The 13,954-nt window shown below is 42.1% G+C and carries 11 protein-coding genes and 1 pseudogene; 2 read left to right on the top strand and 10 right to left on the bottom strand.

The window, feature by feature from the left end:
- Window positions 1–26: 26 nt before the first annotated feature.
- A pseudogene (locus tag BP97_RS37735) lies at window positions 27–650 on the top strand (IS110 family transposase); the annotation flags it as partial.
- A gap of 458 nt (window positions 651–1,108) precedes the next feature.
- On the opposite strand, the gene BP97_RS0128570 reads toward BP97_RS37735, so the two are convergent.
- Window positions 1,109–1,528 (bottom strand): hypothetical protein, encoded by a 420-nt coding sequence (locus tag BP97_RS0128570; RefSeq protein ID WP_028552171.1) that lies wholly within the window; start codon window positions 1,526–1,528, stop codon window positions 1,109–1,111.
- Window positions 1,529–1,898: 370 nt separating this feature from the next.
- On the opposite strand from BP97_RS0128570, the gene BP97_RS37730 reads away from it, so the two are divergent.
- On the top strand, window positions 1,899–2,486 hold the full coding sequence (locus BP97_RS37730; RefSeq protein WP_036746700.1) for a hypothetical protein: 588 nt from the start codon (window positions 1,899–1,901) through the stop codon (window positions 2,484–2,486).
- A 627-nt stretch (window positions 2,487–3,113) separates the two neighbouring features.
- Here the strand turns inward: BP97_RS37730 and BP97_RS37725 are convergent.
- The 9 genes from BP97_RS37725 to BP97_RS0128515 all read right to left on the bottom strand — a co-directional run bounded on the left by BP97_RS37725 (window position 3,114) and on the right by BP97_RS0128515 (window position 13,668).
- The gene (locus BP97_RS37725; RefSeq protein WP_231506477.1) at window positions 3,114–4,337 is read right to left on the bottom strand and encodes an MFS transporter; all 1,224 of its coding nucleotides are present in this window, start codon (window positions 4,335–4,337) and stop codon (window positions 3,114–3,116) included.
- 83 nt (window positions 4,338–4,420) lie between these two features.
- Window positions 4,421–5,548, bottom strand: a complete 1,128-nt coding sequence (locus tag BP97_RS0128550) for a Gfo/Idh/MocA family protein (protein ID WP_028552170.1) — start codon at window positions 5,546–5,548, stop codon at window positions 4,421–4,423.
- Window positions 5,549–5,589: 41 nt separating this feature from the next.
- The gene (locus tag BP97_RS0128545) at window positions 5,590–6,405 is read right to left on the bottom strand and encodes a sugar phosphate isomerase/epimerase family protein (protein WP_028552169.1); all 816 of its coding nucleotides are present in this window, start codon (window positions 6,403–6,405) and stop codon (window positions 5,590–5,592) included.
- A gap of 16 nt (window positions 6,406–6,421) precedes the next feature.
- Complete coding sequence (locus tag BP97_RS0128540; protein WP_028552168.1) at window positions 6,422–7,924, bottom strand: ABC transporter substrate-binding protein; 1,503 nt, start codon at window positions 7,922–7,924, stop codon at window positions 6,422–6,424.
- Between the two features lie 55 nt (window positions 7,925–7,979).
- Entirely contained in the window at window positions 7,980–8,864 is an 885-nt protein-coding gene (locus BP97_RS0128535; protein ID WP_028552167.1) for a carbohydrate ABC transporter permease, read from the bottom strand.
- 16 nt (window positions 8,865–8,880) lie between these two features.
- On the bottom strand, window positions 8,881–9,813 hold the full coding sequence (locus tag BP97_RS0128530) for an ABC transporter permease (RefSeq protein WP_028552166.1): 933 nt from the start codon (window positions 9,811–9,813) through the stop codon (window positions 8,881–8,883).
- 77 nt (window positions 9,814–9,890) lie between these two features.
- The gene (locus tag BP97_RS0128525) at window positions 9,891–11,513 is read right to left on the bottom strand and encodes a response regulator transcription factor (RefSeq protein ID WP_028552165.1); all 1,623 of its coding nucleotides are present in this window, start codon (window positions 11,511–11,513) and stop codon (window positions 9,891–9,893) included.
- Window positions 11,514–11,577: 64 nt separating this feature from the next.
- Window positions 11,578–13,305, bottom strand: coding sequence for a sensor histidine kinase (locus BP97_RS0128520; RefSeq protein WP_051621027.1), 1,728 nt, complete (start codon window positions 13,303–13,305; stop codon window positions 11,578–11,580).
- A 99-nt stretch (window positions 13,306–13,404) separates the two neighbouring features.
- Entirely contained in the window at window positions 13,405–13,668 is a 264-nt protein-coding gene (locus BP97_RS0128515) for a hypothetical protein (RefSeq protein ID WP_028552163.1), read from the bottom strand.
- Between the last annotated feature and the right edge of the window lie 286 nt (window positions 13,669–13,954).

Below are 13,954 nucleotides of genomic sequence, written 5' to 3'. Positions count from 1 at the left end.
GACGTTCTCAGTGCCGGTGAAACTAATTAACCGAGAGGATTGCGGTTTTATGTCCAGGTCGTTCTGAAAAATGGGCTAGAGAAAAGGCCCAGAACCTTATGGCGGCTGCAATTCGAAATCCGTTTCGCAAAGCACCATTTCATAGTCACTTATTTTGTATGAATATGTACATTAGCATGCTGCTCCATTATAAAGAGCATCTATCTACCCTCGAAAAGCAAATAGATACTCTCGCAAATGAAGTTGAGGAATATGAGATTATCCAATCCATCCCCGGCATCGGAGAAAAAATCGCGGCAACGATTATCTCTGAAGTTGGTGAGATTGATCGGTTTAATCACCCTAAAAAGCTCGTTGCCTTTGTTGGTGTGGATCCCAGTGTTCATATCTCAGGCAAGTTTACGGCTACGATTAATCGGATCACAAAACGTGGCTCTAGCAGACTCAGACATGCCCTGTACATGGCAGTACTTTGCGGGCTGAGGCGCTCTGGGAGTAAGAAGCTCAAGGCTTTTTACGATAAAAAAGTGGCTGAAGGAAACCCTCACAAAGTAGCGATGATCGCATGTGTTAACAAGTTACTACATTGGATTTTTGCCATGCTTAAACGAAAAGAAGCATACCTCGAATCAATCAAACGAAACCCATGAAAAACTTTCCAAAACCACGTCGGAGGGTTATTTGGCATGCTCAGTAATTAGTATAGCACCATCTTCCCCATTTTCTATTGAAAAATCTTGACAAGTTATTAGCTGGTTTAGCTTAACGCGGCAGTTTAGTACCTCGTTTATTTTAACATTATAAATATTGGTTGAAGTAACTGAGATAATAAACCTGTCCAGTCTACTTTAAAAGTAAAATCAAGCTTCCTTGATCAAGTTTCCGTTACTGTCCGAGGTCCTTGCCAAGATTCAGAAATCTACAATGTAGGCACTTTTGTGTCATTGGACACCAAACAATGACGGTTAGCCAAAAGAGCGTAAGAAAGAAATATACCTCCATAGAAAAATTCCTCTCTAACTACAAGTCCGAAAATGGAACATAACCCTATTTTTTCAGAATAACAATACAATAAAAAAATACAAAAACTTCTCTTTTATGGAGATGCCTAATATTTAAGTATCCATTTTTCACTGAAGGTAGGCTGTGGTGACTGAATCATTGCCCGATCACCTCTGAACCAAGCAATATGTTTCTGTCCATTCAAACTATATTGAATTTTGAAGTGAGCGCCAAAGGTTTTATGAACAGGCTTAAAAGGTGTAGCTTTGGAACTTACCTTCTCAATAAGAATAATGGTTCCACCCATGGATAGAATTTGTGCTTCAATTTCGTTTTCATCTTTTTGATTCCCTGCGCTGACTAACATAATAAAAAGTGGGATGCAGGGGAGCAACGTCATGGCAATGGCTGCCATCATTTTGCTCTCATTTTTTTTAACAGCACCGAAGTATACAGATATACATACCCCAGGGATAAGGATAATAAGCAATAGAAACAAAGCAATGTTTCCGTATAACGGTAGCATTAAAATGCATCCTCCCAATAATTCATGTTAGCATTAATCTGTTATATCATTTTGTCTTCATTTGATTTATGGGTTGCATCTGCACCATCAATTTCTATGTAGCCATAAACAGCACTCTTTGATTTCATATTGCGTTTATTCTCCATGTAATTGAACTATTTCCTTACTATTAACTGAAGTGGGAATATAATCACCAAATTCTTGTTTAACTTCAACATGACCCTGAATGTTTCTCTAATGTTGTTTAGAGCCTCTTTTATAGTTTTTCCATTAGACATACAACGCGACTTTTAATTTGGTGTCGTATAAGAAATTAATAAGACGGCGGTTATTGAGCAAAGAGTGAGGAACTTTAAGGGAGTGAACAAATGTGAGGGTGTACTCCAAAGGCTTCATATTATTGATTGGTGTTACTTTTATCGTTTGTGTAGTGGAAGGTGTAATGGCATACCAAAGCACATCTGTTAACAGCTCGACTAATCAAAGCCATCCAAATCCTCTCAACTATCCTGAAAATGAACATGGACAGACATACGGTTCTGCTCAAGAAGCCACCACCGTTGAAATGTTACCTGATTTAATCCATACAGGAAGTATGAATGGCATTAAAGGATATTTGCTGAAAAAAGATTATCTCGGTGAAACTAGTCGTGACGTCCCACTGTATGATGTTGATGGGAAAATCATAATTGGTTCTTATCATATTGGCGCTAAGAATATGAGCTATCCTAAAAATAAAAACGGACAGACATACGGTTCTGCTACAGATGCTGCTTCGAAAGAAGCGGAACCTGAATTAATCAGTGCTATAGGTGTGAATGGCACAAAAGGATATGTGCTGAAAAAAGACATAGACGGTGAGCTACCAAAATCACCGAGGAAGCCATTGCGATTCAAAGCAGTAGATCGCCAGATGGTCAGGATATTCCGCTGTATGACTTTGATGGTGAAACCATAATTGGTGTGTTTCATGTTGAAGGAAATTAACAAAAAGCATGTTCAAGTGTGCATTGCTGTTGAATTATTGTAAACACCCTCTTCTTAGGATGTTTTCATTATATAGAAAAAAGGCACAGTCTCCTCAATTTTCTTGAGTGACTGTACCTTTCTCACATCACAGGGACTTTTTCAGTGGCCTCGTTTCAATTCAGAGAGCATCTTCTTTCATTCTGCTAGAATGCCCTTTACAAGTGGTACAGTTACGAGGCAGCCTGGTTATTCTTAGCATGCGACATTGAAACGTATCTGATATTGAACCGATCACGATGGATCCTTCTTATCTTGAACGATCAAAGTCGTTTTACCGTATACGGTTGAAGCTTCAATTACTTCTACATCATTTCGCATATGATGCGGTCTAATTTCTGGGACACTTCCTATTCTCGAATGTAGTTCCAGCATGTACTCAAAACATTGTCCGCAAAGCCTTCCAATGCCTTGTTATTCACCTTAATTCCCTTCAGCAGTGGTAAATCCTTGGGAAGCACGGGTAGTTGAATTGGAAGATGTTTTGCTAACAACGTTTGCAGTCCTACGGGGCCATTGCGTTACACACTTTGCATAGGATCTATGGTTGACAATTGGTTCATGCGGTGTAAGAGTCTGCATATCGCAGTCGGCCGCTTTTTTCTTGACGCTTGAAAAAAAACCATAGCAAGAAAAATCCTACTACACCAATTAAAGTTAACCCGAAGCATATTTGATATAAGGTTGTCGGCCCCAGGTTCTCAAACATCCAGCCTCCGACAACACCTGCCACAATTCCGGAAATGCCTCCCCAGGTTAAGCCGTAAATCGCTTGACCGCTTGAACGATAAGGGCTAGGCACCAAATGCGAGGTTAGCTGCGTACCCATATAGTAGTAGCCACCGAAGGTAACCGAATGCAGCAGTTGAATGAAAACCACCTGGATTGCTGATGCAGCGTACGACATCAATAACCAGCGGAAGGAAAATAGCATCGCGATAATAATCACCCATCCCAGCATCGTACCGGACTGCTTCTTTAAGTAACGGTCCAGCAACAAAAATACCGGAACCTCCAAAATGGCGGTTGCGAATGCGGACCAGCCGACCATCGTATTTGAGCCGCCCAAGTCACGTATATAAATAGAAATGAAAGTAAGGTTGATAGAGTTAGGAATGGAAATCAATATACCTAGAATGACAAAGGTAATAAAAAATTTATTTTTAAAAACCTGCAAGTACCCTTTATTCGTAAATTTCTCTTTTAATCCCCGTTCATTGCCGCTTGGAAGGAGGAATGTGAAGCAGATGGCCATCAGCATCATGAAATCAAATACAATCCATAACTGCCGCATCCCAAGCCAGCCAATAATGGGCCCCGCCGCAACTGCAATAAGCGCCCAACCAAGCGAGCCCCACGCTCGAATCTCACCAAATTTATGTTTGGTCCCATCAATCACATTGAGAATTAAACTATTGGATTGTGTAAACAACGGGCTTTGAAAAGCAAAGAAAAAGAGCATCAAGCTATAAATCCACACGTAATTTTCCGTTAAAAACACAAACTGCATACAGATGAAGTTACCTACTAAGCAAATTATAAGAATTCTTTTATTATTACGTATTTTATCTGCAAAATAAGCCCATAGCGGGTTGGCGACCAAACCGATTAACGGCCCACCTGAAACAAGCAGACCAATCTGAACCTTGGAAATGCCGAGGTTTTGCAAGTATAATGCAAAAAAAGTACTATAGATGGCAATTGCACCATACACAACAAAATTGAAAACTTTAAGCATCCTTAACATCTGCTTGCCAACAATCCGTACATTTTCTTCCGACACGCGTAATCCCCTCTCCTCTCACAACTGAAAAAAAAGTCCCCCGCAGCAAGCGCTGCAGGGTTTATCCAGACCATCTTTACATTTTATACGCAAACAAGTGTGGATTTGGAATGCGCAGCAATTTCATCTGCCGTCACTTCACGACCAAGTTTGTCAGACAAATAGATGCCCTCACTAATCATCATTGTTTTCAGTGCAATCTCGGCCGTTGGCAGCAGGGATACTTTTCCTTGCAAAGCTGCAATCCAGTGCTCCTGCGAAGAGTTATATGCCGTATAGTTTTCCCTGATTCCGCTCCAGCGACGGCTCATAATGTTCAAATTTACCGTACTGTCCAAATCGATGTCACATACAGTCGAATGATAGGAAAACGGCGTTTGTGGCAGATTGGGATTGCTGACCGGGAATCGTATCCCTCCCTTATTGCCTACCAGACTCGGCCCCTCGAAACCATCTAATTGAATGGACCAGGCTTCAATAATATCCATGGTAGCCCCGCCTTCAAAATGGACTAAGCCTACCCCTAGCTCCTCCACATCAAACTCCGATTCTGCACGACGGACAGGGTCCATATCCATTTCTTGATAGATTTTGCCTGACACACGCTCCAGCTTGGGGATTCCCATTAAGTATAATAGCTGCGCAATATGATAAACGCCCATATCTATTAGGGCTCCACCGGCTGCAGTTTCCTTCCGATTGAAAAATTTCGTGCCGTATCCATCTACGAACGGACGACCTCTGCGACGGAAGCCTGTTGCTCTTGCGTGGTACAGCTTGCCTAAAGCACCGCCTTCAATCAGCGCCATAGCTGCATGGGTTTCTTTCTTGTATAAAGTGTTGAGCTGGATGTGCAGTAAATTGCCCGTATCTTCTGCTGCGTCCAACATGGTTTGGCCATCATAATACGTGCCTGCAATAGGCTTCTCGCAATAAACGTGCTTGCCGGCGCGCAATGCCTCATTCGTTACTGGTGCATGAAAATTATTATGAAGGCATACATCGACGGCCTCAATGTCATCACGTTGGAGCAGCTCGCGGAAATCTGTATAAATATCGGGGACGTTGAACTGGCTTGCAACCCGCCGTGCCGCCTCCTCATTAATATCACATACTGCAACCACTTCGGCATCTTCAATTTCTGCATATCTTTGTAAATGGGTGATACCAATTAATCCTACTCCGATAATGCCGATCCGAACTTTACTCATGGCTATCTCTCCTTTTGGTTCAACCTTAATGGTTGTATTGTTTACTTGACGTTCTTAAGTACTTTTTTCATTGCGGCTAGCGTCCACTCTACCTCAATATATTGATTGCCAGGACCGTTATGCTCCACAGCCCAGTAAGCATCGAAGCCGGAGTCTATTATGGTTTGCGCAATAGCAATAGACTTTTCCTCTTGGGCCAATGTATTCCCGCCAAAGTGGATATGATAAGCGTAAGGTGCTACCATAGCATCCCCTGCTTCCGGATCCACTTTCCAACGATCAACATGTAGGAGCACACCGTAATTCTTATGATCAACGGCTTCTGCAATTTTTCTCATAAAGTGCGGATTCAGCGATGGACCCGTATGATTCTCAGGACCGATCCTAGCGCCAAAATCAGCTGCAAGCTTGGCATACTCCTGATACCTTGTAACAATAAGCTCGAACTGCTCATCACTCATATGATCAAAAACCCCATTAGGATTATTCGAGAAAGCGCCACCAGTATCAATTCGTATAGTTTTAGCACCCAAAATCTCAGAGGCTCTAATATTTTTCAAAGCATTCTGATAGAGCAGTTCACGTTTGTCCGGATCTTCATCCCAAATACTTGCCGCATCCGCAGCATAGTTCACTACTTGCAGCTCCTTTTCATCAAGAGCCTGACGAACCTTCCGAATATAGCTCTCATCTGCAAGCTCAAGCAATGGTTTGCTGTTGTCTCCGATAAAGCGGTTGTACATATCCACAGCATTAAGGTTGTAGCGATACTTAACCGTCTCCAGATAGCCAAATACGTCTATCATTCCGTTAGCAAATGTGTTGTAAAATGAATATCCGCCAATTGATAGTTTCATGGATACATCCTCCTGGTTACTTGTTTTTTGCAGCCCACTCGTCCAGCTGTTTCTGCTTCTCCGCAATGACTTTATCTATTCCCGCTGCATGGAGCGCTGCATTAAATTTAGGCAAATTTACCTTCGGATCCAAGCTGCCATTTTCCAGACCGTCCTGATATTGACGAACCACATTGGTGATCGCAGCAAGCTCGGTTTTTACAGGTGCAGGATTATAGTTAAACCCTAACGCAATGGATTTCTTGGATTCGCGGTTGAATTTATCCATATCCTCCCACAGGTTGGGACTATCGGTACTCCAGGTATATGTGAGCAGCTGATTGCCGAACATCCAGCCCTGACGACTGTTATATCCGCTGTTGCTTGCGTCTATACCGGGCGGAAAATCGATTTGTTTATCATTTATTTTCACATAATGTTTACCTTCAATGCCCCAAGAGATCAGATTCATTAGCTTGGCGTCGGAATACAGCAAATTCAAGAACATCATGGCACGCTGAGGATCCTTGGAGTTTTTGGGAATTCCAAGCATGGCGGCTGTGACGTTAGTCGTACTTGTAATTTGACGGCCAATATCGACAGACTCCAGCTTCAAGTTTACTCTGCTTTCGATTTGTGCATGTGCTCCTGGCTTGCCCTTCTGAATGGAACCGAAGGCTGTTTTGGCTTTAATTAATTCTGCTGCCGCATCCTTGCTTGTCGCAACATCCTTGCTGATATATCCGGCTTCATACCAGCGTCGAACCGTATTAATGAGCTTCTCGTATTCTGGGGTTTCATACAGATTTACGACCTTAAGACTATCGAGATTTTCCAATACGCCCACAGAATCTCCTAGTACATCCCATTGGTTATCAATGACACGATTGATAATCGGCTTTGGTGCAACCGATTTGACTAAAGGAGTAATAGTGGGTTCATTTTTCTTGATAGCTGCAAAGTATGGATCCAAGTCGTCGAGCGCTTTAACGGTGCTTAAGTCCAAATGATACTTGTCTAGCAGATCCTTTCTCATGTATACGTTTACATTGGATGCGAAATCTCGAATGGTCGGTACGCCGTACAAAATCCCGTCTACCTTGGCGGCATTCAATATTTCAGGCTCAAATGCTTTCATAATATCTTGGCCGTATTTCTTGACCAGTTCATCCAGAGGAAGCAGTTGCTTTTGTGCTACCTGTCTCCAAAAGGACTGATTGCCGGTAACAATAAGGTCTACCTGTTCAGGGCCGGTCAACATTAGAATCGTTTGCTGATCCCAAGCAGCAGGCTCAATTCTTTCCAGCTTGACGGTTGCGTTAATTTTTTCGAGCGTAATTTTACTCATTTCCTCTTCTATCAGCTTTAAATCTTTTTGTGGTGAACTGTAAAATACGAGCTTGACTTCGTATGGAGGCGGCTTACCGACATTCCCATCTTTTTTATTGGAATCTTGTGATGCAGGTGCCGCAGTGCTGCAGCCTGCAAGCAATGTAAGCAGTAACACGGCAACTAGGATAGATTGAAACCGACTTCGCATGACTTGCCCCTCCTATGTTATTTTAATAGGCTAACAACGTTTAACAGCAATGGCTTCATCCCTTTACTGCACCAACTGTAAGTCCCTTAGCGAAGTATTTTTGAAAAAAAGGATATGTAATTAAAATGGGAATGACGCCGATCGCAGCAATCGCCATTTTCAATCCATTGCCCGGAATTTGACCCGTCTGCCCTAAATCGTCCGAAAACTGTACGTTATTCAATAAATATTGTGCATTAAGCAAAATCGTATTCAGTAATACCTGGATGCTGTACAGCCTTTCATCCGTAATGTAGATCAGGCCGTTAAACCAGTCATTCCAATAGTGAATCAACTGGAATAGGCCAACTGCACCTAATACTGGAGTAGATAAAGGAATGACAATACGTGTAAAAATTTTGAACTCACCGGCACCATCCATATAAGCGGACTCAATGACTTCCTTCGGAACATTCATAGAAAAGAAGGTTCGAATTAAAATGACGAAGAAGGCGTTGACAAGGGCTCCGGGCACTATTAATGCCCATATCGTATTTTTCATATTAAACAGATTGGTGTACATCAGATAAGTAGGCACCAGTCCGCCATTAAACAGCATCGTGAAAAAAACAAAGAAGGCTAAGAAATTTCGCATGGGCATTTCCTTACGGGACAGCGGATATGCCAGCAAAGTCATAATGATCAAGCTGGAAAGCGTACCTACGATTGTAACCAGAATGGATATCCCATAAGCGCGAACAATCACCGTGGGATCCTTGAACAAATACATATAGCTTTCGAAGCTTAGTTCTGCCGGTATCAAGGAATATCCATTCTTCACGATTTCGGTTTCGCTGGTAATGGATGATGAGATAAGCAAAATAAACGGAATTAAACAAAAGAGGGTGACGGCGATAAAGATCACATTAATAATCCACTGCTCAACTGGGTTAGACTTCATGGCTGCTGTTTCCTTTCTAGAATAGGGAGTTATCCGGATTGATTCTTTTGACAGCATAGTTCGCTATCATAATAATGATGAAACCAACGATAGACTGGTAAACCCCCGCTGCCGACGCCATGCCGATATCCCCGCTTTTCAACAAGGCTCGATAGACATAGGTGTCAATCACATTCGTGGTAGGCATCAGTACTCCCGAGTCTAGAGGAACCTGATAAAATAAACCGAAGTCCGAGTAAAAAATCCGACCGATTTGAAGCAAGGTCATAACGATAATTACAGGAGTAATGGCCGGAATGGTTATTTTCAAAATTTGCTGCAATTTGTTGGCCCCATCCAGAGTTGCTGCTTCATAGTATTCTTGATCGATACCCACTACCGCAGCAAAGTACACGATGCATAAATATCCTGCTGTATTCCACACCTTCACAAAGGTTAGAATAAAGGGCCAATATTTCGGATCGCTATACCACATGATCCCTTCCAGCCCGAATAGTGGAAGGATGGTATTATTCATCAACCCGGTTTCCATACTGAGCAATGAATACACCAAGTAACCAATGATAACGGAAGACATTAAGTGAGGCAGTAATATAGCGCTTTGATAGAAGCGAAGCACAAACTTGTTCTTTAATTCGTTTAACAATATAGCTAGCGCAACAGCAACAACAAGATTCAGGACTATAAATACAATGTTATACAGAATAGTGTTTCTCGTAATAATAAAAGCATCTTCTGTTTTGAATAAATATTCGAAATTTTTGAACCCTACCCAATCGCTTCCGAGTATCCCTTGCGCAAAATTCACATCTTTAAAAGCAATAACAATGCCGAGCATAGGAATGTAATTGTTAATGATCAAGTAAATAACACCAGGTAATAACATTAAGTAGAGTGCCATAAACTTTTGATGCTTTCTAATGCTCAAGCTGCTTCGTAGTGCGGTCATGACGGCCTCCCTCCAGCATAATTTAGTAAGCGCTTTACTAAATTCATTGTAAGCTGGGCAGCAGCTCTGAACCACTACTATACTGACTTATTCATAGCATTATTCTGACTTTTTGTTTTGCGATACTCATTGGGATTCATGCTTACAACGTGCTTAAATACTTTTGAGAAATAGGAAAAGTTACTGTAACCTACGCTCATCGCAATATCACTGACCGACAAGTCTGTCGTCAGCAGCATTTCCTTCGCCACCCTTACCTTTTCCTCTGTGATGTACTCCATAATGGATTTTTGCGTCTCCTTCTTATACCATCTGGATAAGTAATCCGGGTGCAGGTTGACATATTTGGCAATGTCCTCTCTGGAAATGGGCTGATCCAGGTGCTGCATCACATATCCTTTTATTTTGGACATCAAGGTATGCTCCGTACGGCAACTTACTATGGTGAGCTCCAAGGTTTGTCTGACCCATGTTTTCAAATCGGTCACAGAGCGGACTGCTTGGGATAGCTGTTCCGTCGACGTTAGCTCCCCTAACACTTGATAGGATAATAAGCCTTTTGATTGGATGAAATGATACATAATTTGAAGAAAGCTTTGCAAAAACTTCTGGAGCACCTGCGCTGACAATTGCTCCCTATTCATAAGTGTAGTCAGGTACTGATCGGTTCCGGCGAGTATGGAATGGTACGCTCCCCGCTTTAATAGTTCCAACCATACATTCATTTCAATGATGTCTACCTCGTCGGAATTTTGACTACAATCATTGTAGAAGATGACCTTATTCGTAGGACTGATATTGTTTTTCCTCAACTCCAGCAGGCCCTCAAATTGCTTGGCTAAGGACGTCACTTGACCTCTATCACCCACATAACAGCTCAATTCACACCCGAAGTATTGTGTACATGCGGACATATAGGTTTCACATTCATGAACAAGCTCACTCTTTCCGAGCTGCTGCTGTTCATCCACCGGCACAATCACAAGGAGCATATCTGCGGTAACCCACGTAATTTGTCTGCTCCTTGAACCGTGTAAGATCGAGTATTCCGCAGTATTCTGCAAAGCATACTCCATCATTCGCTCTTCACGGAGTGTGAATTTATGGGTCCACCGTTGAATCGAGATCAAAATAGGAATGAACTGATCCTGTTCATCAATCGGCAGATGATTTGTTCGAATAGCATCATAAATACTAGCTGGATGAGTAGCTATTCGCTGATGAAATACATCTTGCCAAAACCGTTCCAAAACAAGCGGCTGCTGTGTTTTCCACAGTTCCGTATAATACTGGCTTTTTTCTTGGATGTCCTGCTGTTGCTTGCGTTCCATTACTTTAGATAATCCTCTATGTACAACCTGCTTTAATTCGTCAAATTGAACCGGCTTGAGCAAATAATCCAGGCTCCCGAGTGCCACTGCTTTTTTAGCATAGTTAAAATCGGAATGACAGGTTAAAAAAACAGACTCGCTATTCGGATAGTAGTCCCGTACCCAGGTTAACAAATCGATTCCGCTTCCCTGAGGCATTTCGATATCACATATCATCAAATCGATCGGGAACTGCTCATACATTTTTTGGGCTTGTCTAATGTTATACGCGACATGGATATGACTAATGGACAACTGCTCCCATTCGATACAGGACTCGATCATTTTTACCGCGTGCATTTCATCATCAACAATTAGCAAGTGAAACATGTTGCCCCTCCTCAGTCACCTATGGATTAGTAAAAAAGATTGCAAAAATGCCGAGTTCAGCTCCTCAATAAGCAGGAACATGAATTTCAATTTGGGCTCCTCCATGCTTTACATTGATTAAGTCAACTCGTGCCTCTTCGTGATATAGCAATTTAAGCCTTCGCCTAATATTCCATATTCCAATATGTTCTCGCTCATCACTAACGATGGGGTTCCCCCTATCCAATTGCTCAAGAACCTCCTCGGGGAAGCCTCGTCCTGTGTCCTTAATCACAATCCTCAAGTAAGGCTGTTCTTCCTCACACAGTTGTATATCGATCGTTATTTTAATCGGATCGTCCATTGTAATGGCATGCTTGATTGTGTTCTCTACAAAGGTCTGGATCAGAAGCGGCGGAACCTGTACTTTCGATCCATATTCCGGTTCAGTAATGTCATAAGTGAAACCATCCTGAAATCTCATGGCTTGTATACGTAAATAGTTTTGTGTATGCGTCAACTCGTCCTTTAGCGATACAAACTTTAGATTGGTTTGGAACATAAAGCGCATGTATTGAATCATATAGCTGGACATTTCCAGAATAAACGGGTAGTTTTTCATCTGAGCCATATTGTAAATCGTATTAAGTGCATTCAAAAAGAAGTGGGGGTTAATTTGCAGCTGCAGATGCTTCAGCTCTGCGCGCTGGGATAACAGCTGTTCTTCGTACACGCTAATCTTCAGCTCCTTGATTTGAGAAACCATCGTGTTAAACACCTCATTCATCAATCCAAATTCATAGGATACCGGGAATTTTTCCACACGATGTTCTAAATTGCCGTCTCTTACTCTCCGCATGACATTCATAATCCGGTTCATAGGGACAAGAATAATATTTCTCAAATACATATAAAATATAGGGAAAAGAATACCGGAACCCAATACGATCAGTGCAGACATCGAACGGAGTGCAGGCAAATTTTCCAAAATCGTTCGATAAGGCAGTAGAATCAGAAGCGAAAAATCTCCCTGGCTAGAATGCTTGCGTACTTGCAAATATTCCTCTGAATGCTCTTTGAGCCCTTCGTCCGTAAGCAAGGCGATGTCCGCAGCATTCTCTTGACTTACTGTCATTAGTTCGTCCTTATCGCTCACAAGTATCGCCCTCCCATCCTCTCCTAGCTCTAATAAATTGAGCGGCACCATGAGCTTGGAGGCTTCTACAGTAGCGCCAATGTATACGTTTCCAATACTTTTAATAATAACGAGATAGTACTGATCACCCGACTGATGAACAAACCATCGTTTATTACCATATGTAAGTACCTGGTTCTCATCTTGCAATAGCTCGCTTAACCAAAGCTTCCTCTTCTTTAAATCCCCTGAAGCAATGGCAGGAGGGGCATTCGTTATAATATCATGATTTACAGCTGAGTAAACGAACATTAAGTCAACAAACTTATATTGCGTATAATCATTTTCCATCTTATTAAACAAATTAATTTTGGCAAATTGATATTGGTCCCGAGCGTCTTGCTCCGGAAAACCAAGCTGAAGTAAATCACTTTCAAACGCGGCGGTCATATTTAGATAAGTATCCATTTCTTGTAAAGTACGATCGATCTGATCCATATACAACATCGTTATATTCTCGTTCGATTTTGCTACTTGATCACTTACAACCCGGATAGCATAGAAGCTATGAAAAATTAACAGCGCCAAGAGAGGAACGACAAATACCGACAAACCTACAATAAGCTTGAAACGAATTGATTGATTCGTAAATCGATAAATAAGTGAAATATCAATCACTCCCTTGATAGATGGGTTAAGTGTGCGGGACTCCTTCTTTTCGATCGAACAACTCCCTAATATTTTAACATCTCTTTAAAGCTTCCGCCTTGTACTTCTCTAGTCTTTTTTGAAGAACCTCTCCCAACTTACTTTCCAATCTACTACGCCATAGCAAAAGTTTATCATAGTGATCGCAGTTAATTGTGAAAGGATTGCTTTCATAACGTTATAGAGGTATGCCATTTGGGCAGGCCGCTTATGAGTCCGCTCCTCCCCGCCATGCTCGAGACCGAAGCGGCCCACTACCACTTCGCTTCCAGAGGGGGCCCCCGGCTTCCGAGCATTTGTCACGATCGCTTGATCTGGTTGCCAATGCGGCATTACTTACACCTCTTTCGGATATTATCTCTTGTTGAACGCTCCACCGAAGCTTGCTAGCTGAATCGCCTTTGCAATACCGCTCTAGTGATAAGATTGAGTAAATGCGATCTAGAGTCATGTGCATGCGAATAAGTCCATTTAGGGGGGGCCAATCTTCAGTAGCATCTCCTTAACGAAGCAAAAAGATCGAGTCTAGGATAAAGCTGCCTCCTAAACTCGATCTTTTTGTTTCATCTTTGCACTACTTGTGTCGATTGTGAAAGCCACAGAGTTCAAGGCTTACTTT

Source organism: Paenibacillus sp. UNC451MF (genome assembly GCF_000686845.1).
Lineage (GTDB): Bacteria > Bacillota > Bacilli > Paenibacillales > NBRC-103111 > Paenibacillus_S.
The sequence above is the reverse complement of the archived record's forward strand: the minus strand, read 5'-3'. Positions and strand labels throughout refer to the sequence as shown.